Source organism: Serratia sp. CY74737, from assembly GCF_052166775.1.
Taxonomy (GTDB): Bacteria; Pseudomonadota; Gammaproteobacteria; order Enterobacterales; family Enterobacteriaceae; genus Serratia; species Serratia ureilytica.
Map to the genome: position 1 here is coordinate 1 of NZ_JBJNOF010000007.1, position 20,949 is coordinate 20,949.

Annotated in this window: 22 protein-coding genes and 1 other annotated feature; of the genes, 10 read left to right on the forward strand and 12 right to left on the reverse strand. The window is 56.8% G+C overall.

Features of this window, described 5'->3' with window-relative positions; translation table 11 throughout:
• Positions 1 to 421: 421 nt before the first annotated feature.
• From clpB to rluD, 3 genes are all read right to left on the reverse strand, one after another.
• Positions 422 to 2,995 carry an ATP-dependent chaperone ClpB gene (gene clpB / locus ACJ8PE_RS11335; protein ID WP_025301647.1) on the reverse strand — a complete coding sequence of 858 codons (2,574 nt, stop codon included), beginning with the start codon at positions 2,993 to 2,995 and terminating at the stop codon, positions 422 to 424.
• 130 nt (positions 2,996 to 3,125) lie between these two features.
• Positions 3,126 to 3,857 (reverse strand): purine nucleoside phosphorylase YfiH, encoded by a 732-nt coding sequence (gene yfiH / locus ACJ8PE_RS11340; protein WP_197760734.1) that lies wholly within the window; start codon positions 3,855 to 3,857, stop codon positions 3,126 to 3,128.
• On the reverse strand, positions 3,857 to 4,834 hold the full coding sequence (rluD, locus tag ACJ8PE_RS11345; protein WP_004932452.1) for a 23S rRNA pseudouridine(1911/1915/1917) synthase RluD: 978 nt from the start codon (positions 4,832 to 4,834) through the stop codon (positions 3,857 to 3,859). The genes yfiH and rluD overlap by 1 nt, the downstream gene beginning before the upstream one ends.
• A gap of 131 nt (positions 4,835 to 4,965) precedes the next feature.
• Here rluD and bamD point away from each other — a divergent pair, with 131 nt between their 5' ends.
• From bamD to pheA, 4 genes are all read left to right on the forward strand, one after another.
• A complete protein-coding gene (gene bamD / locus ACJ8PE_RS11350; protein ID WP_004932456.1) occupies positions 4,966 to 5,697 on the forward strand; it encodes an outer membrane protein assembly factor BamD in 732 nt (243 codons plus the stop codon).
• A gap of 312 nt (positions 5,698 to 6,009) precedes the next feature.
• The gene (gene raiA / locus ACJ8PE_RS11355; protein ID WP_004932457.1) at positions 6,010 to 6,351 is read left to right on the forward strand and encodes a ribosome-associated translation inhibitor RaiA; all 342 of its coding nucleotides are present in this window, start codon (positions 6,010 to 6,012) and stop codon (positions 6,349 to 6,351) included.
• Positions 6,352 to 6,473: 122 nt separating this feature from the next.
• Positions 6,474 to 6,600: a sequence feature (Phe leader region), on the forward strand.
• Positions 6,475 to 6,522, forward strand: a complete 48-nt coding sequence (locus ACJ8PE_RS11360) for a hypothetical protein (protein WP_101428074.1) — start codon at positions 6,475 to 6,477, stop codon at positions 6,520 to 6,522. It overlaps the preceding feature by 48 nt.
• A 42-nt stretch (positions 6,601 to 6,642) precedes the next feature.
• The gene (gene pheA / locus ACJ8PE_RS11365) at positions 6,643 to 7,800 is read left to right on the forward strand and encodes a bifunctional chorismate mutase/prephenate dehydratase (protein WP_033641936.1); all 1,158 of its coding nucleotides are present in this window, start codon (positions 6,643 to 6,645) and stop codon (positions 7,798 to 7,800) included.
• Positions 7,801 to 7,855: 55 nt separating this feature from the next.
• On the opposite strand, the gene tyrA is transcribed toward pheA, so the two are convergent.
• Together tyrA and ACJ8PE_RS11375 are read right to left on the reverse strand one after the other, a co-directional pair.
• Positions 7,856 to 8,977, reverse strand: coding sequence for a bifunctional chorismate mutase/prephenate dehydrogenase (gene tyrA, locus ACJ8PE_RS11370; protein WP_197760740.1), 1,122 nt, complete (start codon positions 8,975 to 8,977; stop codon positions 7,856 to 7,858).
• Positions 8,978 to 8,980: 3 nt separating this feature from the next.
• A complete protein-coding gene (locus tag ACJ8PE_RS11375) occupies positions 8,981 to 10,057 on the reverse strand; it encodes a 3-deoxy-7-phosphoheptulonate synthase (protein WP_016929016.1) in 1,077 nt (358 codons plus the stop codon).
• 495 nt (positions 10,058 to 10,552) lie between these two features.
• Between ACJ8PE_RS11375 and ACJ8PE_RS11380 the strand changes: the two genes are divergently transcribed.
• The 4 genes from ACJ8PE_RS11380 to ACJ8PE_RS11395 all read left to right on the forward strand — a co-directional run bounded on the left by ACJ8PE_RS11380 (position 10,553) and on the right by ACJ8PE_RS11395 (position 12,573).
• Complete coding sequence (locus ACJ8PE_RS11380; RefSeq protein WP_033641933.1) at positions 10,553 to 11,317, forward strand: DUF481 domain-containing protein; 765 nt, start codon at positions 10,553 to 10,555, stop codon at positions 11,315 to 11,317.
• A 243-nt stretch (positions 11,318 to 11,560) separates the two neighbouring features.
• On the forward strand, positions 11,561 to 11,782 hold the full coding sequence (locus tag ACJ8PE_RS11385; protein WP_033652732.1) for an HP1 family phage holin: 222 nt from the start codon (positions 11,561 to 11,563) through the stop codon (positions 11,780 to 11,782).
• Complete coding sequence (locus ACJ8PE_RS11390) at positions 11,766 to 12,281, forward strand: lysozyme (RefSeq protein WP_197793000.1); 516 nt, start codon at positions 11,766 to 11,768, stop codon at positions 12,279 to 12,281. Before ACJ8PE_RS11385 ends, ACJ8PE_RS11390 begins: the two co-directional genes overlap by 17 nt.
• 64 nt (positions 12,282 to 12,345) lie before the next feature.
• Positions 12,346 to 12,573 (forward strand): ogr/Delta-like zinc finger family protein, encoded by a 228-nt coding sequence (locus ACJ8PE_RS11395; RefSeq protein ID WP_021505301.1) that lies wholly within the window; start codon positions 12,346 to 12,348, stop codon positions 12,571 to 12,573.
• A 142-nt stretch (positions 12,574 to 12,715) separates the two neighbouring features.
• Here ACJ8PE_RS11395 and rplS read toward each other — a convergent pair whose 3' ends face one another.
• The 5 genes from rplS to ffh form a co-directional block, all read right to left on the reverse strand.
• Positions 12,716 to 13,072 (reverse strand): 50S ribosomal protein L19, encoded by a 357-nt coding sequence (rplS, locus tag ACJ8PE_RS11400; RefSeq protein WP_015376707.1) that lies wholly within the window; start codon positions 13,070 to 13,072, stop codon positions 12,716 to 12,718.
• Positions 13,073 to 13,120: 48 nt separating this feature from the next.
• Positions 13,121 to 13,888, reverse strand: a complete 768-nt coding sequence (gene trmD / locus ACJ8PE_RS11405; protein WP_004932485.1) for a tRNA (guanosine(37)-N1)-methyltransferase TrmD — start codon at positions 13,886 to 13,888, stop codon at positions 13,121 to 13,123.
• Positions 13,889 to 13,940: 52 nt separating this feature from the next.
• Complete coding sequence (rimM, locus tag ACJ8PE_RS11410; protein ID WP_019455135.1) at positions 13,941 to 14,489, reverse strand: ribosome maturation factor RimM; 549 nt, start codon at positions 14,487 to 14,489, stop codon at positions 13,941 to 13,943.
• An 18-nt stretch (positions 14,490 to 14,507) separates the two neighbouring features.
• Positions 14,508 to 14,756, reverse strand: a complete 249-nt coding sequence (gene rpsP, locus ACJ8PE_RS11415; protein WP_004932501.1) for a 30S ribosomal protein S16 — start codon at positions 14,754 to 14,756, stop codon at positions 14,508 to 14,510.
• Between the two features lie 214 nt (positions 14,757 to 14,970).
• A complete protein-coding gene (gene ffh, locus ACJ8PE_RS11420) occupies positions 14,971 to 16,332 on the reverse strand; it encodes a signal recognition particle protein (protein ID WP_004932504.1) in 1,362 nt (453 codons plus the stop codon).
• Positions 16,333 to 16,501: 169 nt separating this feature from the next.
• Here ffh and ACJ8PE_RS11425 point away from each other — a divergent pair, with 169 nt between their 5' ends.
• Entirely contained in the window at positions 16,502 to 17,293 is a 792-nt protein-coding gene (locus ACJ8PE_RS11425; protein WP_004932506.1) for a cytochrome C assembly family protein, read from the forward strand.
• A 42-nt stretch (positions 17,294 to 17,335) separates the two neighbouring features.
• Entirely contained in the window at positions 17,336 to 18,625 is a 1,290-nt protein-coding gene (locus ACJ8PE_RS11430) for an HlyC/CorC family transporter (RefSeq protein WP_016929024.1), read from the forward strand.
• A gap of 65 nt (positions 18,626 to 18,690) precedes the next feature.
• Here ACJ8PE_RS11430 and luxS read toward each other — a convergent pair whose 3' ends face one another.
• Both luxS and gshA read right to left on the reverse strand, forming a co-directional pair.
• Positions 18,691 to 19,206: an S-ribosylhomocysteine lyase gene (gene luxS / locus ACJ8PE_RS11435; RefSeq protein WP_033641910.1), complete on the reverse strand. Its 516-nt coding sequence runs from the start codon at positions 19,204 to 19,206 to the stop codon at positions 18,691 to 18,693.
• A 166-nt stretch (positions 19,207 to 19,372) separates the two neighbouring features.
• Positions 19,373 to 20,935: a glutamate--cysteine ligase gene (gshA, locus tag ACJ8PE_RS11440; RefSeq protein WP_197760756.1), complete on the reverse strand. Its 1,563-nt coding sequence runs from the start codon at positions 20,933 to 20,935 to the stop codon at positions 19,373 to 19,375.
• Between the last annotated feature and the right edge of the window lie 14 nt (positions 20,936 to 20,949).

The following is a 20,949-nucleotide window of genomic DNA, read 5'->3' on the forward strand; positions in this document are numbered from 1 at the left end:
ATCCGAAGATGCTGGATATCGTCTTGTGGAGTGCCCACACAGATTGTCTGATAAATTGTTAAAGAGCAGTGAGTTAGGCGCTTTCGCTTGCTAACTCGAGGTGGCGTATATTACGCTTTTCACCCGGAGAGTCAAGCGTTTATTTCGCTTTCCTCTCGCTGACCCGGCGGCTTGTCAGTCGTTGTTCCCGGTCAGTGGAGGCGCATTATAGGGAGTTCTCGGCAGGCCGCAACCCCTAAATGCAAAAAACCTTTCAAGCGCTTAAATAACCACCAAAAACACCTTTTTAGGATGTTTATTAGTCAAAAAATGCCGATTTTAGCGCAGTAATAGCGGCAACCCCTGTAAATAGGGACAAACGAAGATAAAGAAAAGGGAGCGGTCCCCCGCTCCCTTTCATCTTTATTATCCTTAATCGCCGTTATTGGCGGGCAACGATATGGTCGTTTTCCACATCCAACGTCACCAGCTTGCCAGGTATCAGCTTGCCGGACAGGATTTGTTGCGCCAGCGGGTTCTCGATTTCCTGCTGAATAGCGCGTTTCAACGGGCGCGCGCCATATACAGGGTCGTAGCCGGTTTTGCTTAACAGCGCCAGGGCCGGTTCGGTCATGGTCACTTCGTAACCGCGCTCTTCCAAACGCTTGTACAGACGCGACAACTGAATCTTGGCGATCGCGGCGATGTGTTTCTCGCCCAGCGGGTGGAATACCACCACTTCGTCGATACGGTTGATGAACTCCGGACGGAAGTGGTGACTTACCATCTCCATCACCGACTCTTTCATCTGCGCGTAGTTCATCTGACCGAAATGCTCCTGGATCAGATCGGAACCCAGGTTGGACGTCATGATCACCACGGTATTGCGGAAATCGACGGTGCGGCCTTGACCATCGGTCAGGCGGCCGTCATCCAACACCTGCAACAGAATATTGAACACGTCCGGGTGCGCTTTCTCGACTTCATCCAGCAGAATCACCGAATAAGGCCGGCGACGTACGGCTTCCGTCAGGTAGCCGCCCTCTTCATAACCGACATAGCCCGGAGGCGCGCCGACCAGACGCGAAACGGAGTGTTTCTCCATAAACTCGGACATATCGATACGCACCATGGCGTCGTCGCTGTCGAACAGGAACGAAGCCAGCGCCTTGCAAAGCTCGGTTTTCCCTACCCCGGTCGGGCCGAGGAACAGGAACGAACCGATCGGTCGGTTAGGATCGGACAGCCCCGCACGGCTGCGGCGAATCGCATTGGAGACTGCGCTGACCGCTTCGTCCTGGCCAATCACTCGCGAATGCAGTTCTTGTTCCAGGCGCAGCAGCTTGTCGCGCTCGCCTTCCAGCATTCTTGCGACCGGGATCCCGGTGGCACGCGCCAGCACTTCTGCAATCTCCGCATCGGTCACCCGGTTGCGCAGCAGCTTCATGCTCTTGCCTTCGGCCTGCGTGGCGGCGGCGAGCTGTTTTTCCAGCTCAGGGATTTTGCCGTACTGCAGTTCCGACATCCGCCCCAGATCGCCGACGCGACGCGCCTGCTCCAGGGTGATTTTGGCCTGCTCGAGTTCTGCCTTGATGTTCTGGGTGCCGGAGAGCGACGCTTTTTCCGCTTTCCACTCTTCTTCCAGCTCCGAGTATTCGCGCTCTTTCTGCCCCAGCTCATCGCTCAGCATGTCCAGGCGTTTCTTGCTGGCGTCGTCAGACTCTTTATTCAGCGCCTGCTGTTCCAGTTTCAATTGGATGATGCGGCGCTCAAGCCTGTCGAGCGACTCCGGCTTGGAGTCCATCTGCATGCGAATGCTGGACGCCGCTTCGTCGATAAGGTCAATAGCCTTGTCCGGCAATTGACGATCGGCGATATAGCGGTGCGAAAGCGTTGCCGCCGCCACAATGGCCGGGTCGGTTATCTGCACGTGGTGGTGCAGTTCGTAACGCTCTTTCAGGCCGCGCAGAATAGCAATGGTGTCTTCCACGCTCGGCTCAGCCACATACACTTTCTGGAAACGACGTTCGAGCGCCGCATCCTTCTCTATATATTGACGGTATTCATCCAGCGTGGTGGCACCGACGCAGTGCAGCTCGCCGCGCGCCAGCGCCGGCTTCAGCATGTTGCCTGCGTCCATCGCGCCATCCGCCTTACCGGCGCCGACCATGGTATGCAGTTCGTCGATAAACAGGATAACGCTGCCTTCCTGCTTGGCCAGATCGTTGAGCACGCCTTTCAGACGCTCTTCAAACTCGCCGCGATATTTGGCGCCGGCGATCAAGGCGCCCATATCGAGGGACAATACGCGCTTGTGCTTCAGCCCTTCCGGCACTTCGCCGTTAATGATGCGCTGCGCCAGGCCTTCGACGATGGCGGTTTTACCCACGCCAGGCTCGCCGATCAACACCGGGTTGTTTTTGGTACGGCGTTGCAGCACCTGAATGGTGCGACGGATCTCTTCGTCACGACCGATCACCGGGTCAAGTTTGCCCTGCTCAGCACGTTCGGTCAGATCGATAGTGTATTTCTTCAATGCCTGCCGTTGGTCTTCGGCGCCTTGGTCTTCCACGCTGTCACCGCCTCTCATTTGTTCAATGGCTTTACTGATTTTGTCGGCCGTCGCGCCGGCCGCTTTCAACAAGTCGGTCAACGAGCCACGGTCTTCCAGCACCGCAAGCACAAACAGCTCGGAAGAAATGAATTTGTCCGCACGCTTTTGCGCCAGCTTGTCGCACAGGTTCAAAACGCGCACCAACTCGTGGGACGGTTGAACGTCGCCACCGGTGCCTTCTACCTGCGGTAAACGGGACAGCGCCTGTTCGATCTCGGTGCGCACACGCCCGGCATCGATACCTGCGGAAGTTAATAGTGGACGAACCGTGCCCCCTTCCTGATTGAGCAGGGCGCTCATCAGATGTAGCGGTTCAATAAACTGGTTGTCGTGCCCAAGGGCTAGTGACTGGGCATCGGCGAGGGCAAGCTGGAATTTGTTGGTAAGACGATCCAGACGCATAACACCTCCAAGATGGGTCGAAATTGCTACTGGAGATTAAATGAGGTCATCCCTCAAATTTTCAAGGTTATCTCGACGCTAAATTTTCGGTACAACGCCATGCGTCGTTGGATCGTCCTAATTCAATAGGTTATATCAGCCAGATTAAACTTGCCAGACGTCCGGTTATTCCATCGCGTCGATAGGAGAAAAAATGGCTCATTTCGTTAACCGTACAGCGGTCGCCGCCATAAATGGCCTGAACGCCCGCACGCAACAAGCGTTGGCGAGCCAGCAAGTAGATATTAGCCAAAAACTTATCGTCATGCGGGGTAAATGCCGCTGCGGCCTCAGCGTCTTCCGCCATGAAAGCGGCGCGCACCTCCGGCCCGACCTCGAACTGCTGCGGGCCGATCGCCGGCCCCAGCCAGGCGCTGATTTGGCCCGGTGCGGCGCTGAACGCCGCCACGGTTTGCTCCAGCACGCCGTGGCATAGCCCACGCCAACCGGCGTGAGCGGCCGCCACTTCGTCGCCTTGCTGCGAGCAGAACAGCACCGGCAGACAATCCGCCGTCATCACTGCGCACACCTGACCCGGCACGTTACTGTACACCGCATCCGCCCGCAGATCGGCGGGCGCTTGTCCCGTCAACGTCACCACGCGGGTGCCGTGCACCTGCTCGAGCCATACCGGCATCTGCGGCAAGCCGGCGGCGGTAACCAACCGTTCCCGATTGCGCTTCACCGCTTGCGCCTCGTCACCCACGTGAGCGCCGAGGTTCAGCGAGTCATAAGGTGGCAGGCTGACGCCACCATCGCGCGTGGTGCTGCAAGCTTTAACGCCGGGAGGCAACGGCCAGTCGGGCAGAATGAGCGAGCGCATTACCAGTCCATCTGATCTTTGAATTCTTCGGTGTCCGCCTTCAGCGCGTTGATCAGATCGACCATGTCCTGCGGCAGCGGCGCATGCCACTCCATCTGGATGCCGCTGATCGGGTGATACAAACGCAGCATGGTAGCGTGCAGCGCCTGGCGGTCAAAGCCGCGCAGCGTGTTGATGAAGGCCTCCGAAGCGCCTTTCGGCGGACGCGGACGGCCGCCGTACAGCGGATCGCCCACCAGCGGATGGCTAATGTAAGCCATGTGCACGCGGATCTGGTGAGTACGGCCGGTTTCCAGGCGCAGGCGCAGACGAGTGTGCGCGCGGAAGTGCTCCATAATGCGATAGTGCGTCACCGCCGGCTTACCCATCGGGTGCACCGCCATGTGAGTGCGCTTGGTGGAATGGCGCGCGATGGGTTCTTCTACCGTACCGCCTGCCGTCATGGTGCCGATCGCCACCGCTTCGTATTCACGGGTGATTTCGCGCGCCTGCAGCGCCTCCACCAGCCGGGTTTGCGCCGGCACGGTTTTCGCCACCACCATCAGGCCGGTGGTGTCTTTATCCAGACGGTGCACGATGCCGGCACGCGGCACGTCGGCGATTTCCGGGTAGTGATGCAGCAGCGCATTGAGCACCGTGCCGTCCGGGTTACCGGCGCCAGGGTGCACCACCAAATCGCGCGGCTTGTTGATCACCAGGATATCGCTGTCTTCATAGACGATATCCAGCGCGATATCCTGCGGCTCCCAACGCGCTTCTTCTTCTATCTGTGCATCGATGGCGACCGTCTCTCCGCCCAGCACCTTCTCTTTCGGTTTGTTTGACGTTTTGCCATTGACCTTCACCCGATCGCCCAGGATCCACTCTTTTATGCGAGATCGTGAATAATCAGGGAACAATTCGGCCAAAGCCTGATCTAAACGTTGTCCGAGTTGAGATTCGGCCACCGTTGCGGTGAGTTGTACTTGTTGTGCCATATGCAGCTTCTTCGTTAACGTTGGGTTTTCACGGCGATGCCGTTTAATATAATGTGCTATTGTACCTGGTCTTTGTCGGGAGCTTAACGGACAGTCTCCCGGAATAACACCCTGAGGATAATCAAAACGTCATGACGCGTATGAAATATCTGGTGGCGGCAGCCACGTTGAGCCTGGCGCTGGCAGGTTGCTCCACATCCAAGGATGCGGTTCCCGACAACCCGCCTTCGGAAATCTATGCTACCGCGCAGCAAAAACTGCAGGACGGTAACTTCAAGGGCGCGATTACGCAACTCGAAGCGTTAGATAACCGCTATCCTTTCGGGCCGTATTCCCAGCAGGTCCAGCTGGATTTGATTTACGCCTATTATAAGGCTGCCGACTTGCCAATGGCTCAGGCATCCATCGATCGCTTCATGCGCCTGAATCCGACGCACCCGAACATCGATTACGTGATGTACATGCGCGGCCTGACCGACATGGCGCTTGATGACAGCGCGCTGCAGGGCTTCTTCGGGGTTGACCGTTCGGACCGCGATCCTCAGCACGCTCGCGCTGCATTCCGCGACTTCAGCCAGTTGATTCAGCAATACCCGAACAGCCAATACGCGACCGACGCCAACAAGCGTTTGGTGTATCTGAAAGATCGTTTGGCCAAGTATGAGCTTTCGGTGGCGGAATACTACACTAAACGTGGTGCTTACGTCGCGGTAGTTAATCGCGCCGAGCAGATGTTGCGTGAATTCCCGGATACCAAAGCGACGCACGACGTGTTGCCGCTGATGGAAAATGCCTACAAGCAGCTGCAGCTGAACGGCCAGGCTGACAAAGTGGCCAAAGTGATCGCCGCCAACCCGCAATAAGCGCGCGTCGGCACCGGCAGAAAAACCAAACGGCAGCCAAGGCTGCCGTTTTCATTGGCGTCGACCTGGTTTTTACTGGAAAAATACACAAGTAAAAACACGGTGTTAGCTAGCGCTCCTCACCGGTCAACTCATCGATAATGCGCTATCCAGCGGCAACTCTCAAGCATTAGATAGCCAATTCAAATGCTGAATCACAGATTGAACTAACTTTGCAAAAAGTGACAAAAAATCGTGATTTACATCACGCATTTAAACAAAAAGCGGGGTATGCTGGATTCACCAAGACGGAAAGACAGAGAGGTAAGTTATATGACATTGAACATTACCAGCAAACAAATGGATATCACTCCCGCAATCCGCAATCACGTCGAAGACCGTCTCACCAAACTGGAAAAATGGCAGACCCAGCTGATTAACCCGCATATCGTCTTATCCAAAGAGCCGCAAGGGTTTGTCGCCGACGCTACCATTACCACGCCTAACGGCCCGCTGGTCGCCAGCGCCAAACATGATGACATGTATACCGCCGTTAACGAGCTGATCGCCAAACTGGAGCGCCAGTTGAACAAGGTGCAGCACAAAGGCGAAGCGCGCCGCTGCAATGCCAGCGTGAAAGACATTGTGCCGGAAGTCACGCAAGAGCAGGAATAACCGTCCGACAGCGATTGCCGCATCAAACGCGCCCAGGGGCGCGTTTTTTGTCGGGTATTTTTGTTGACGGGGTAAAAGCCAGCGGTTACTTTAAAACCTGTTCGCATTAACCTTAGGTAGACCATGCCACGCACACCGTTTTTCTTCGCATTCTTTTTTACCTTCCCCTGACTGGGAGGCGTTTCGTCGTGTGAGAAAGAATGCGAAGACGAACAACAAGGCCTCCTGGAAACAGGAGGCTTTTTTTATGGCTGTTTTACAACGAATAAGAACTGAAGGCGGAAGCTGATTATGACTGACAACCCGTTATTGGTGCTGCGCGAGCGCATCAGCGCACTGGACTTGAAACTGTTGGCCTTGCTGGCGGAACGCCGTGAGCTGGCGATCGAAGTCGGCAAGACTAAGCTGCACTCTCACCGCCCGATCCGTGACAAAGAGCGCGAACGCGATCTGCTGGATGCGCTGATCGCCGCCGCCAAGCCTTACGACCTGGACGGTTTCTACGTCACCCGCCTGTTCCAACTGATCATTGAAGACTCCGTTCTGACCCAGCAGGCGCTGTTGCAGCACCAGCTCAACCCCGTCAGCCAGCATTCCGCCCGCATCGCTTTCCTCGGCCCGAAAGGCTCTTATTCACATCTGGCGGCGCGCCAATACGCTGCCCGCCACTTCGATCGGCTGATCGAATGCGGCTGCCAGAAGTTTCAGGATATTTTCGCCCAGGTGGAAACCGGCCAGGCGGACTACGCGATTTTGCCGATCGAGAACACCAGCTCCGGTTCGATAAACGAGGTCTACGATCTGCTGCAACACACCAGCCTGTCGATCGTCGGCGAACTGACTAACCCTATCAACCACTGCGTTCTGATCGCCGGCGACAGCGATCTGAGCCAGATAGAAACCGTCTACAGCCATCCGCAGCCGTTCCAACAGTGCAGCCAGTTCCTTAACCGCTTCCCGCACTGGAAAATCGAATACACCGAAAGCACGGCGGCCGCGATGGAGAAAGTCGCCAAGCTGAATTCACCGAAGGTGGCTGCACTGGGCAGCGAGGCCGGCGGCGCGCTGTACGGGCTGCAGGTACTGGAACACAATCTCGCCAACCAGCAGCAAAACATCACTCGCTTCATCGTCCTGGCGCGCAAAGCGATCGATGTCTCCGAACAGGTGCCGGCAAAAACCACGCTGATCATGGCGACCGGCCAACAATCCGGCGCGCTGGTCGAAGCGCTGCTGGTATTGCGCGATAACGGCATCATCATGACCAAGCTGGAATCACGTCCGATCAACGGCAATCCGTGGGAGGAGATGTTCTATATCGATGTGCAGGCCAACCTGCGCGCCGAGGCGATGCAAAAAGCGCTGCGCGATCTGGCGCCGATCACCCGCTCGCTGAAGGTGCTGGGCTGTTACCCAAGCGACACCGTGGTGCCGGTCAACCCATCCTGAAACTGTAAAAAAGGGTTCGGCCAAGCCGAACCCTTTATGTTTACTGCCCGCAGTTTTACTGCCGGCTGTCGTTAGCCTGCCGCAACAGCGTGCGGCTCTCTACCAGGAAGCGCTGGGCGTAATCGCCGAACCAATGCTCTACCTTGCGGAAGCTCTCGATAAACGCCTGTTTGTCGCCATGCTCCAACAGCTTTATCGCCTCGCCGAAGCGCTGGTAGTAACGTTTAATCAGCGCCACGTTTTCTTCCGACGACATAATGATATCGGCGTACAGCTGCGGATCCTGTGCGAACAGGCGGCCAACCATCGCCAGCTCCAGCCGGTAGATTGGCGAAGAGAGCGCCAGCAGTTGCTCCAGTTGCACGTTCTCTTCCGCCAGGTGCAGCCCGTAGGCGAAGGTAGCGAAGTGCCGCAGCGCCTGAATAAACGCCATATTCTGATCGTGCTCGGCCGCGCTGATGCGATGCAGCCGCGCGCCCCACACCTGCAACTGTTCAAGCAGCCACTGATACGCCTCCGGCTGGCGGCCGTCGCAGTAGACCACCACCTGCTTGGCCACGCTGCCCACGTCCGGGCCGAACATCGGATGCAGACCGACCACCGGGCCGCTGTGCGACGCCAACATCGCGTGCAAAGGCCGGTTCTTCACCGACGCCAGATCCACCAGAATACAATCGGCAGGCAGCGTCGGCAGGCGGCTTATCACCTGCTCGGTCACGTGGATCGGCACGCTGACGATCACCATGCCGGCATCCGCCAACAGCTGCTCCGCCTGCGGCCAATCTTCCTGATCCAACACCCTGACCTGATAACCCGACAGCGTCAGCAAGCGATTGAACAACCTGCCCATTTGACCGTTGCCGCCGATAATGACGATCGGCCGCAGCTGCGGGCACAGGGTTTTAAAGCCCTTATCGTTCTCGCTGACGTAAGACTCGCGCATCACGCGGCGCAACACATCTTCGATCAGATCCGGCGGCACGCCGAGATTTTCCGCCTCCCGGCGGCGCGATGCCAGCATCGCGGCTTCGCGCTCCGGTACGTAAACCGGCAGGCCATGACGGCTTTTGACTTCGCCCACTTCCGCTACCAGATGCAGGCGTTTCGCCAGCAGATCCAGCAGCGCTTTATCCACCTCATCGATTTGATCGCGCAGCGCGGTCAGTTCTGCCACCATAACTTACTTTTCTCCCGTGCGGGCCGTCAGCGCAGCGCCGAGTTCCTGATGCATATGGCGCAACAGGGTTTCCGTACTCTCCCAGTTGATGCAGGCGTCGGTGACGGACACACCGTAACGCATGTCTGCACGCGGCTGTTCGGAAGACTGATTGCCCTCATGCAGATGGCTCTCCAGCATAATGCCGGTGATTGAGCGGTTACCCGCCTTGATCTGCTCCACCACGGACTCGGCAACCGCCGGCTGACGGCGATAGTCTTTATTCGAGTTGCCATGGCTGCAATCTATCATCAAGGACGGGTGGAGTCCCGCCTCAAGCATCTGTTTTTCACAGGCCGCAACGTGCTCAGCGCTGTAGTTCGGAGTTTTGCCGCCGCGCAGGATCACGTGCCCATCCGGGTTGCCCTGAGTCTGCAGCAGGCAAACCTGGCCTGCCTGGTTAATGCCGACGAAGCGATGCGGCATGGCAGCGGCGCGCATGGCGTTGATAGCGGTGCCCAGGCTGCCGTCGGTGCCGTTTTTGAACCCGACCGGCATCGACAGGCCGGATGCCATTTCTCGGTGGGTCTGAGATTCGGTGGTACGCGCGCCGATCGCCGACCAGCTGAACAAATCGCCCAGGTACTGCGGGCTGTTCGGATCCAACGCTTCGGTAGCCAACGGCAAGCCCATGCCCACCAGATCCAGCAACAGGCGACGCGCGATATGCAAGCCTGCTTCAACATCAAACGAACCGTCCATGTACGGATCGTTGATCAAACCTTTCCAGCCGACAGTGGTTCTGGGTTTTTCAAAGTAGACGCGCATAACGATATACAGCTGATCGCTCAAGTCAGCCGCCAGGGTTTTCAAACGACGGGCGTAGTCCAGCGCCGCATCCGGATCGTGGATCGAACAAGGCCCACACACCACCAACAGGCGATGATCGCGCCCCTGCAAAATGTTGGCGATGGTGTTACGCGCAGTGGCGATTTCATTTTCGTCGTCGGCGCTGAGCGGGAACTGGTTCTTCAGCTCCTCCGGCGTGATGAGAACCTGTTCTGCACTGATGTGTACGTTATTGAGCGCGTCTTTTTGCATGATGCTATTCCTGTCGTTTGGCGTTATGCGTTGAAATGGAACATTGAGCGTTTCAAGGGTCTACCCTATCACGATATGTAAAGTTTTCAATCCATTTTCCGTAAATAAAAGATTACCGTCATTATCTTGCTTAAACCACCTTTGAGTCAGGGTTGCAAAAATTGCTTTAAATACAACAAATACAACCAATTAAACAAATAATAAACCCATCACCACGCTATAACCCCTCATGCCTAACAAAGCCAATGAATGTAAACATATTTGTACATTAAATTTTACAGCGAGGATGCACGGCCCATCTCGGCACCGACGGTCGGGCGAAGCAGGATCAGCACGAAATGCCGTCGAAAGCGATGAATTTAAGTAGAAGAAAAGCGAATAAATGAGGGATAAAAATTAAAAACTTAAGCTAATGGCGGCTATTTTTGTCGCCGAAATGAACCGATATAATGTGACCGTCATCAACAATAATCACCCTTAACAACTGGATCCAAGATGCTCTCTTCCCGCGCTCGTCGCGCTTTTCCGCTGTATATTTGCTGCTTAACGACTTTCACCAGTGTTTCAGCCCTTGCCGACAATACGCTTTTCACCGCGATGGACGATCCGGCCACCGCCAAGAAACCGTTCGAAGGCAACGTGCAGGCGGGCTACAACGCCCAGTCCGGCAACTCGCAGAGTTCCACTCTGTTGGCCAATACCAACATGACCTGGTTCAACACCGACGCGGCGTACAGCCTGTGGGGGGCGGCCAACAACACCACCTCCTCCAACGTGCGCTCGTCCGAAAAGTATCAGGCCGGCGGCCGTACGCGCTATAACCTGACCGATCGCAACTACCTGTTCGGCCAGGCCAGCTGGCTGAGCGACCGTTTCAACGGTTACGACTCACGCTCCACGCTGACCAGCGGCTATGGCCGTCAAATCCTCAACGGGCCGCTCAGCGACCTGCGGGTGGAATTCGGTCCCGGCGTGCGCCATGACGAATACCATGGCGGCGGCCGCTCGACCAAAGGGCTGGCCTATGGCGCGGCCAACTATTCCTATCAGCTGACCGACAACACTAAGTTCATTCAGGGCGTCTCCGCACTGGCGAACGAAGAAACCACGCTGAACTCGGAAAGCGCGTTGAACGTGGCGATCAACGATCGCTTTTCACTGCGCGTAGCTTACACAGTGACCTACAACAGCAAGCCACCGGCCTCCGCGCCGAAGAACACCGACACGACAACCTCGGTCACGCTGGTCTACGGCCTGTAACCTGCCCGCCCATTATTTCTCGAAGCCCATCATCGATGGGCTTTTTTATGTCTGCAGTCACCTTTTGCACAATCTGCTAAAAATATTCACCCCACCCATTGACGACTTTAGCAAATAGCTTAATACTGTATGCATATACAGTAATTATTATACAGGCCAGGAGCATGACGGATATCGATAGCGAGCTGCCACGCATCGATACCTTCGGATCCCGAGGTTCTGTAAACGAAGCGAGCATAAGCTATGGAGAAAATCACCTCATTCATCACCTATGCCATGGCGCTGTTCCTCGCCTGGCTGGGCAAACTGTCTCCGCAGGACATTGCCTTTTTAGTCGGCGCCGCAGTAGGCATCGGCACTTTCCTGGTGAACTGGTATTACCGACGTAAAAGCCTGCAGATCTTGAAGGCTATTGAGCGCAATGCGGCATCACGGAGGAAAATTTTCGATGAGTGCAATCGTTAAACGCTGCAGCGTCGCCGCCGTTTTAGCCATCGCCGTGTTGTTGCCATCGTTCGGCGAGCTGCAAACCTCAGCAACCGGCCTCAGGCTGATCGCCGATCTCGAAGGTTGCCGACTGTCTCCTTACCAGTGCAACGCCGGGGTATGGACACAGGGCATTGGGCACACCGCCGGCGTCATCCCGGGCAAGGCGATAGATGAACGGAAAGCCGCTGTGGATTTGGTAGACGATGTTCGCCGCACCGAGCGCGGCATGGCCGCCTGTCTGCCGCAAACGCTCTCGCAAGAAACCTATGATGCGGTGATCGCCTTCGCCTTCAACGTGGGTATCAGCGCCGCCTGCCATTCCACGCTGGTCGCGCTGCTGCAGCAGGGTCAGTGGCAGCAGGCCTGCGATCAGTTGCCACGCTGGGTTTATGTAAATGGAAAGAAAAACAAGGGGCTGGAACAGCGACGCGCCATGGAACGCGCACTGTGCTTGCAAGGTATTGCCTCATCATGACGGGCTCGCTCGCCTAAGTGGTGATGCCACAACAATTTCACTTAATTTGTTCAAGGGGGTTCTTATGATGCACTGTCCATTATGCGGTCACGTGGCCCACACTCGCTCCAGCCGCTATCTGAGCGAGTCGACCAAAGAGCGTTACCATCAATGCCGCAACATCAATTGCAGCTGCACGTTCGCCACGCACGAGTCCGTCGCGCGGGTGATCGTCAAACCTGGCGATGACATTATCCCGGCGCAGCCTCACCCGCCGGAGAGTCAGCAGAAACACAGCGCCGCCGCGCTGTAATGCAAAAAGCCTGCTGATGCAGGCTTTTTAATGTCGCTACAACGTGGCCAAATCTCGCAAATGCAACGCAGCCGGATTTTCAGATAAAAAAAGGGGTTGGCATAGGCCAACCCCTGATAACTATTAACTTTTGGATGCAGCGTTAGTTAACGCGGTTCAGACGCTCTTTGATACGAGCAGCCTTACCAGTACGTTCACGCAGGTAGTACAGTTTAGCTTTACGAACGGCACCACGACGTTTAACAGTAATGCTGTCGATTACTGGGGAGTGAGTCTGGAATACGCGCTCAACACCTTCGCCGTTGGAAATCTTACGAACAGTGAATGCAGAGTGCAGACCGCGGTTACGGATAGCGATAACCACGCCCTCGAATGCCTGCAGACGTTTTTTGCTACCTTCAACGACCCATACCTTCACTTCCACGGAATCACCCGGACGGAATGCAGGTACGTCTTGTTTCATCTGCTCTTGTTCAAGTTGCTTAATAATGTTGCTCATAATATGTCTCTTACCCTAGGTAAACTGATATATCGGTCCCGTCTGATGTCAGACGTTTCCTTCATAGTCCTGTTGCCTGGCCTGATGTTCCCGTTGGAACTCAGCCAGCAACACCGCTTGCTCGTCAGTCAGAGCTAGGCTTTCTAGAAGTTCAGGTCTTCTAAGCCAGGTTCGGCCCAGCGACTGCTTTAAGCGCCAGCGACGTATCTCGGCATGGTTGCCCGACAGCAGAACCGGCGGTACTTCCATTCCTTCCAACACCTCGGGGCGGGTATAGTGCGGGCAGTCCAGCAATCCGTCGGCGAAGGAGTCTTCCTCCGCTGAGGCCTGATGGCCCAGCACACCCGGTATGAAACGGGCGACTGAATCAATCAGGGTCATCGCCGGCAGTTCCCCGCCGCTGAGAACGTAATCGCCGATTGACCATTCTTCGTCAATTTCGGTTTGGATTACGCGCTCGTCTATCCCTTCATAACGGCCGCACACCAGAATCATCTTCTGATTGGCCGCCAGTTCGCACACGCCGGTTTGATCCAGCTTGCGCCCCTGAGGTGACAGATAAATCACCTTTGCTCCCTCGCCTGCCGCTGCTTTCGCCGCATGAATGGCTTCCCGTAAAGGTTGCACCATCATCAGCATTCCCGGGCCGCCGCCGTAAGGGCGATCGTCCACGGTACGATGCCGGTCGTAGGTGAAGTCGCGTGGACTCCAACACTGCACGCTCAGCAGGCCATTTTTTACTGCCCGGCCAGTCACCCCGTAATCGGTGATAGCGCGGAACATCTCAGGAAACAGGCTTACAATACCGATGAACACAAGCCAATCCCCTTACCGTTATTCCACTTGCTTCGACCGTTTGATCCGGGGGTCAAAAACCAGGATCCCAATCTGCCTCAATCACGCGGGCAGTGAGATCGACTTTCTTGATAACCTGCCCATGAAGAAACGGAATCAACCGCTCCTTCATGCCGAACGCATCTTTCAGGTTCGCTTTCACAACCATCACATCGTTCGAGCCGGTTTCCATCATATCGATGACTTTACCCAGCTCGTAGCCGGCGGTGGTGACTACCTGGCAGCCCATCAGGTCTTTCCAGTAGTAATCGTCACCCTCCAGCGGAGGAAGTTGCTCAGAATCCACCATAATCTCGCGATTGGTCAGCAGATTCGCCGCGTCCCGATCGTCAATGCCTTTGACTTTGATGATCAGATCCTGACTGTGGCGCTTCCAGTCTTCCAACTCGATATGCTGCCACTGACCCGCCTGCTGGATAAACCACGGCTGATAGTCAAAAATGCTTTCGGCGTTCTCGGTGGATGAAAACACTCTGAGCCAACCACGAATGCCGTAAGCGGACCCCATTTTACCGAGTACAATCGGCTGCTTAGGCGCTACCGGTTTGAGTTGCTTGCTCATTGCCACCACCGCGACAGATTAAGCTGCTTTCTTAGCGTCTTTGATCAGCGCGTGAACGCGATCAGAAACGGTTGCACCCAGACCAACCCAGTGCTCGATGCGGTCCAGGTCCAGACGCAGTGCTTCAGCCTGACCGGAAGCGATCGGGTTGAAGAAGCCTACGCGCTCGATGAAACGACCATCACGAGCGTTGCGGCTGTCGGTCACTACTACTTGATAGAACGGACGCTTTTTAGCGCCGCCACGTGCCAAACGAATTGTTACCATAACATCCTCTTTAGTTAATAAAACAGCCGGGCCCCATTGAGGGACGGGGCCCGGTTGCAATATAAAAAGCCCGAAAATTTTACTCATTTTGGCGCAAAAAGCAATCTAAAGCGTCGATCGCAGGGGACAACTTTTGCAGCCTGTCAAATTTCGGGCGGTTTTCACCGCGAACGGCGAATGCTGAAAGCGCCCGCACTCGGCGTGCGGAGGCCCGTCAGCGGCCTGGGAAGCCCGGCGGCATCATACCTTTCATGCCGCGCATCATCTTCGCCATACCGCCTTTCTTCATCTTCTTCATCATACGCTGCATTTCGTCGAACTGCTTCAGCAAGCGGTTGACGTCCTGCACCTGCATGCCGGCCCCCATCGCGATGCGGCGCTTGCGCGAGCCCTTGATGATTTCCGGTTTGGCGCGCTCTTTCAGCGTCATCGAGTTGATGATCGCCTCCATGCGCACCAACACTTTGTCGTCCATCTGCGACTTGACGTTATCCGGCAGCTGGCCCGCGCCCGGCAGCTTGCTCAGCATATTGGCCATGCCGCCCATGTTGCGCATCTGCTTGAGCTGCTCCAGGAAGTCGGTCAGATCGAAACCGTCGCCCTTCTTCAGCTTGTTGGCCAGTTTCTCCGCCTGCTCGCGGTCGACCTTGCTTTCGATATCTTCGATCAGCGACAGCACGTCGCCCATGCCCAGGATGCGTGACGCCACGCGATCCGGATAGAACGGCTCCAGCGCTTCGGTCTTCTCGCCGACGCCGAGGAACTTGATCGGCTTGCCGGTGATGTGGCGGATGGACAACGCCGCACCGCCGCGCGCATCGCCGTCGACCTTGGTCAGCACCACGCCGGTCAGCGGCAGCGCTTCGTTAAACGCCTTGGCGGTATTGGCGGCGTCCTGGCCGGTCATGGCGTCGACCACGAACAGGGTTTCCACCGGCTTGATGGCCGCGTGCACCTGTTTGATCTCGTCCATCATCGCTTCGTCAACGTGCAGACGGCCGGCGGTATCGACGATCAGTACGTCATAGAACTTCAGCTTGGCCTGCTGCAACGCGCGGTTGACGATGTCGATCGGTTTTTCTTTGACGTCGGACGGGAAGAAATCGATGCCGACACCTTCCGCCAGCGTTTCCAGCTGTTTGATCGCCGCCGGGCGATAAACGTCCGCGGAAACCACCAACACTTTCTTCTTCTGTTTTTCTTTCAGGAACTTGCCGAGCTTACCGACGCTGGTGGTTTTACCGGCGCCCTGCAGGCCCGCCATCAGCACCACCGCCGGCGGCTGAGCCGCCAGATTCAGCTCGGTGTTGACTTCGCCCATCGCGGCGATCAGCTCACCCTTGACGATCTTGACGAACTCCTGCCCCGGCGTCAGGCTCTTGTTGACTTCATGGCCAACCGCGCTCTCTTTTACGCGGTTGATGAAATCGCGCACCACCGGCAGCGCAACGTCCGCTTCCAGCAATGCCATACGCACTTCACGCAGGGTTTCCTTGATATTTTCTTCGGTCAGCCGCCCGCGGCCGCTGATATTGCGCAACGTGCGCGACAATCGATCGGTTAAATTTTCAAACATCGTCTCATGCTCAACGTGTAATGACAGGCCGCTCCGGCGACACAATTGTGCCGATGATAACACGAAGCGAGCAGGATCTCTGCCTCAGCGTTGGAGATAGGTTGGAGTGAAACGCGCGCAACGTTATACTGACACTCCAATTAACCACGCCGAAGCAAAATTAAACGCTATGCCAGTTTTCTCCATTGTGGCTTTGATGGCCTACCTGCTCAGCCTTGGACTGATCATTCCCAGTTTGTTGCGGAAGAATAGCGCATACCGTCGGCTTGCCCTCGTCTCGGCGGTGGTGGCGCTGATTTGCCACGCCATCGCGCTGCAGCAGCGCATCTTTGACGTCAGCGCCGGGCAGAATCTCAGCCTGCTGAACATTGGTTCCATCGTCAGCCTGATCATCTGCTCGGTGATGACCTTCGTCGCTTCGCGCGATCGCGGCTGGTTCCTGCTGCCAATCGTCTACAGCTTCGCGATGATCAACCTGGCCTTCGCCAGCTTTATGCCCGGCGAGTTCATCACTCACCTGGAGGCCAGCCCGGAACTGATGGTGCATATCGGCCTGGCGCTGTTCTCTTACGCCACCCTGATCATCGCCGCGCTCTATGCCTTGCAGCTCGCCTGGCTCGACTACCTGTTGAAAAACAAGAAGCTGACCTTCAGCGCCGACATGCCGCCGCTGATGAGCATTGAGCGCAAGATGTTCCATATCACCCAGATCGGCGTGGTGCTGCTGACGCTCACCCTGTGCACCGGCCTGCTGTACATGGATAATCTGTTCAGCAAAGAGAACGTGCATAAAGCCGTGCTGTCGATCATGGCCTGGTTCGTGTATATCGTGCTGTTGTGGGGCCACTACCATGAGGGCTGGCGCGGCCGCCGCGTCGTCTGGTTCAGCTTCGCCGGCGCCTTCCTGCTGACGCTTGCCTACTTCGGCAGCCGTCTGATTCAGCAGGTGATGGTGCGCTAGGCCAGCCTGGCTCAATTCTCCCTCTCTATAAGGAATACTGCATTGGAGCATGTGTCGACGGGGACCCTCATCATTATCCTGGTGATCATGATCGTGGTCTCCGCTTACTTCTCCGCCTCCGAAACCGGCATGATGACGCTCAACCGTTATCGCCTGCGTCACCTGTCCAAACAGGGCAACCGCTCGGCGCGTCGGGTCGAGAAGCTGCTGCAAAAACCGGATCGGCTGATCGGCCTGGTGCTGATCGGCAACAACCTGGTCAACATCCTCGCTTCGGCGCTGGCGACCATCGTCGGCATGCGGCTGTATGGCGATCTCGGCGTGGCGATTGCGACCGGCATACTGACTTTCGCCGTGCTGCTGTTCGCCGAAGTGCTGCCGAAGACCTTCGCCGCACTCTATCCGGAACGCATCGCCTTCCCCAGCAGCGTCCTGCTGGCCCCGTTGCAAAAGGTGATGTTCCCGCTGGTCTGGCTGCTCAACGGCATCACCAGCCTGACCTTGCGCCTGTTCGGCATTCGCACCAACGTGCGCATCAGCGACGCCGTCAGCAAGGATGAGCTGCGCACCATCGTGCGCGAATCCCAGTCGCAGATCTCCCGCCGCAATCAGGACATGCTGATCTCGGTGCTGGATCTGGAAAAGGTGACGGTCAACGACATCATGGTGCCGCGCACCGAGATCGTCGGCATCGACGTCAACGACGACTGGAAGTCGATCATGCGCCAGCTGACCCACTCGCCGCACGGCCGCATCGTGCTGTATCGCAGCTCGCTGGACGATGCGATCGGCATGCTGCGCGTGCGCGAAGCCTACCGCCTGATGACCGAGAAAAAAGAGTTCAACAAAGAAAACCTGCTGCGCGCCGCCGATGAGATCTATTTCGTTCCGGAAGGCACGCCGCTCAACGTGCAGCTGGTGAAATTCCAGCGCAACAAAGAGAAGGTCGGCATCGTGGTCGACGAGTACGGCGACATTCAGGGCCTGGTCACGGTGGAAGACATCCTCGAGGAGATCGTGGGCGATTTCACCACCTCGATGTCACCCACGCTGGCGGAAGAAGTCACGCCGCAGAGCGACGGTTCGGTCTTGATCGACGGCACCGCCAACGTGCGCGAACTGAACAAGGCCTTCAACTGGACCTTGCCGGCCAACGAGGCTCGCACCGTCAACGGCATGCTGCTGGAAGAGCTGGAAGAGATCCCCGAAATCGGCACCCGGGTGCGCATCGGTCATTACGATATCGATATCCTCGACGTGCAGGGCAACATGATTAAACAGGTGCGGGTCACGCCGATCACCTCGCTGCAGTCCAGCGTCGGCCATCATTAGTCCTCGGCCAGAACGTAAAAAAGACGCGAAATCGCGTCTTTTTTTATTTTGCGGGCCACGCACGACTAGATATGCAGTTCCTGCAGCTTCTCTTTCGGCAGCGCCAGCTCGTCGTTGTGGTTCACCACCACGCCGTGATCCAGAATGTGCTTGGCGATTTCCTGCGCTTCTTCCAGCGAGTGCATATGGTAGGTGCCGCACTGATACTCGTTAAGCTCAGGGATCTTGCGCTGGTCGGTCACTTTCAGCACGTCGGCCATCGCCGCTTTCCAGGCATCGGCAACGCGCTGCTCTTCCGGCACGCCGATCAGGCTCATGTAGAAACCGGTGCGACAGCCCATCGGGGAGATGTCGATAATTTCCACGCCCTGGCCGTTCAGGTGGTCACGCATAAAGCCGGCGAACAGGTGCTCCAGCGTGTGAATGCCGCGCTCGGGCATCACTTCCAGGTTCGGGCGGCAAAAGCGCAGATCAAACACCGTGATGGTATCGCCATGAGGCGTTTTCATGGTTTTTGCAACGCGGACAGCCGGAGCTGCCATACGGGTATGATCGACGGTAAAGCTATCCAGCAATGGCATTTCGCTACCTCCTCGTAAAAGAGCATTTATTTCGAAACTTTTTTTCCTAACCGGGAAACCTTTTCCAACCCTGCGAGTCTGAGTATGTGAAAGACGCGCATTTGTTATCATCATCCCTGTCATCAGAGATGCATATTTGGCCACATTGATGTGGCCTTTTTCTTTTTCAGCTTCCGCCGTTTTGCTTCAGGAACGCTTCAAAGCTTAGCGTATCATTGGCTTCTATGTCGCGTTGACGCTGCCACGAGGTTTCTCGCTCTTTATCCAGCTCGGCTTCGTTCAGGATTTCCAACGGTTCTTCCAGCAATGTCTGGCGATACTGCTCCGCCAGCTGCAAACCGACGCGCCCGGTGCCTTCCGCCTTCATTGCCTTGAGAATGCGCGCGGAAAAGGTCAGCTCAGGATCGTCAAACGCGGCGACCAGCTCATCGCACACCTGCTGGTATTGACGATCGCCGGCTTCGCCGTCCAGCACTTCCGCCACCCGGCGCAGATCGGCGAACAGCGCCTTGCCGACTTTCTCCAGCGGCTCATGGCTGGCGCCACAGCCGATGCCGATGGTCTGGCCCGGCTTGCGGCCCTCCAGGATCACCCGGTTCCAGTTCTTGCGCGTGCACAGCAGTTCATCGCTGCTCATCTCCGGCGCATCGGCCAGCGCGCACCACACCAGGAACAGATCCAGGAAACGCGCCTGCACCGCATCCACGCCGATCGGCGAGAACGGGTTGATGTCCAGCGAACGCACTTCGATGTATTCGATACCACCGCGCAGCAGCGCGTCAGACGGCGTCTCGCCGCTTTGGGTCACGCGCTTCGGCCGGATCGGCGCATACAGCTCGTTCTCGATTTGCAGCACGTTGCTGTTCAGCTGCAGGTAACGGTCACCCTCTTTCACGCCCAGCTTGGCGAACTCTTCGGAAGGCGTGGCGATCGCCCGCTTCAAACCGGCCACATAGCTGTGCAGATCGTTAAAGGTGATGCCCAGATTGCTTTGCGACTTGTTGGTATAACCCAGGTCGCTCAGGCGCAGCGAAGTGGCGTACGGCAGGTAGCACATCCCCTGCTCGGTGCGCTCGAACGGCAGATTGGTCTCGCGCCCCTTGAGGAACGAAGAACAAATGGCCGGCGATGCCCCGAACAGATACGGGATCACCCAGCCGAAACGATAATAGTTGCGGATCAGGCGGAAATAGCCCGCCGAGATCTGCTCTTTACCGCTTTCTGCGTCCTGCACGCCGGCCCAGGCCTGCCAAAACTCCAGCGGCAGCGAGAAGTTGTAGTGCACGCCGGAAATGGTCTGCATCAGCGCGCCGTAGCGATTCTTCAACCCTTCGCGGTACAGCGTCTTCATGCGGCCGATGTTCGACGAGCCGAACTGCGCCAGCTCGATATCCTGCTCAGCTTCGATAAAGCACGGCATGCTGAGCGGCCACATGCGCTCATCGCCGATATTGCGCGCCACGTAGCGATGAATATCGCGCAGGAACGTCAGCAGGTGATCGATATTGTCATCAACCGGCGTAATGAACTCTAACAGCGCTTCGGCGAAATCCGTGGTGATCCAGTGGTGCGTCAATGCCGCGCCCAGCTTTTCCGGATGCCCGGTGGTCGCCAAGGTGCCGTTCGGCGTGACCCGCAGCGTTTCACGCTCGATGCCGCGACGAATGCCTTTTAATGCCTGGGGATGGGCTTCCAACCAAGAAAGCGCCTGTGATACGTCCGGGATCAAATTGACCTCCCGCT

Coding starts and splice junctions, on each gene's coding strand:
- clpB (WP_025301647.1), bottom strand. CDS start 2,995: ATGCGTCTGGATCGTCTTACCAACAAATTCCAGCTTGCCCTCGCCGAT.
- yfiH (WP_197760734.1), bottom strand. CDS start 3,857: ATGCGCTCGCTCATTCTGCCCGACTGGCCGTTGCCTCCCGGCGTTAAA.
- rluD (WP_004932452.1), bottom strand. CDS start 4,834: ATGGCACAACAAGTACAACTCACCGCAACGGTGGCCGAATCTCAACTC.
- bamD (WP_004932456.1), top strand. CDS start 4,966: ATGACGCGTATGAAATATCTGGTGGCGGCAGCCACGTTGAGCCTGGCG.
- raiA (WP_004932457.1), top strand. CDS start 6,010: ATGACATTGAACATTACCAGCAAACAAATGGATATCACTCCCGCAATC.
- pheA (WP_033641936.1), top strand. CDS start 6,643: ATGACTGACAACCCGTTATTGGTGCTGCGCGAGCGCATCAGCGCACTG.
- tyrA (WP_197760740.1), bottom strand. CDS start 8,977: ATGGTGGCAGAACTGACCGCGCTGCGCGATCAAATCGATGAGGTGGAT.
- ACJ8PE_RS11375 (WP_016929016.1), bottom strand. CDS start 10,057: ATGCAAAAAGACGCGCTCAATAACGTACACATCAGTGCAGAACAGGTT.
- ACJ8PE_RS11380 (WP_033641933.1), top strand. CDS start 10,553: ATGCTCTCTTCCCGCGCTCGTCGCGCTTTTCCGCTGTATATTTGCTGC.
- ACJ8PE_RS11385 (WP_033652732.1), top strand. CDS start 11,561: ATGGAGAAAATCACCTCATTCATCACCTATGCCATGGCGCTGTTCCTC.
- ACJ8PE_RS11390 (WP_197793000.1), top strand. CDS start 11,766: ATGAGTGCAATCGTTAAACGCTGCAGCGTCGCCGCCGTTTTAGCCATC.
- ACJ8PE_RS11395 (WP_021505301.1), top strand. CDS start 12,346: ATGATGCACTGTCCATTATGCGGTCACGTGGCCCACACTCGCTCCAGC.
- rplS (WP_015376707.1), bottom strand. CDS start 13,072: ATGAGCAACATTATTAAGCAACTTGAACAAGAGCAGATGAAACAAGAC.
- rimM (WP_019455135.1), bottom strand. CDS start 14,489: ATGAGCAAGCAACTCAAACCGGTAGCGCCTAAGCAGCCGATTGTACTC.
- rpsP (WP_004932501.1), bottom strand. CDS start 14,756: ATGGTAACAATTCGTTTGGCACGTGGCGGCGCTAAAAAGCGTCCGTTC.
- ffh (WP_004932504.1), bottom strand. CDS start 16,332: ATGTTTGAAAATTTAACCGATCGATTGTCGCGCACGTTGCGCAATATC.
- ACJ8PE_RS11425 (WP_004932506.1), top strand. CDS start 16,502: ATGCCAGTTTTCTCCATTGTGGCTTTGATGGCCTACCTGCTCAGCCTT.
- luxS (WP_033641910.1), bottom strand. CDS start 19,206: ATGCCATTGCTGGATAGCTTTACCGTCGATCATACCCGTATGGCAGCT.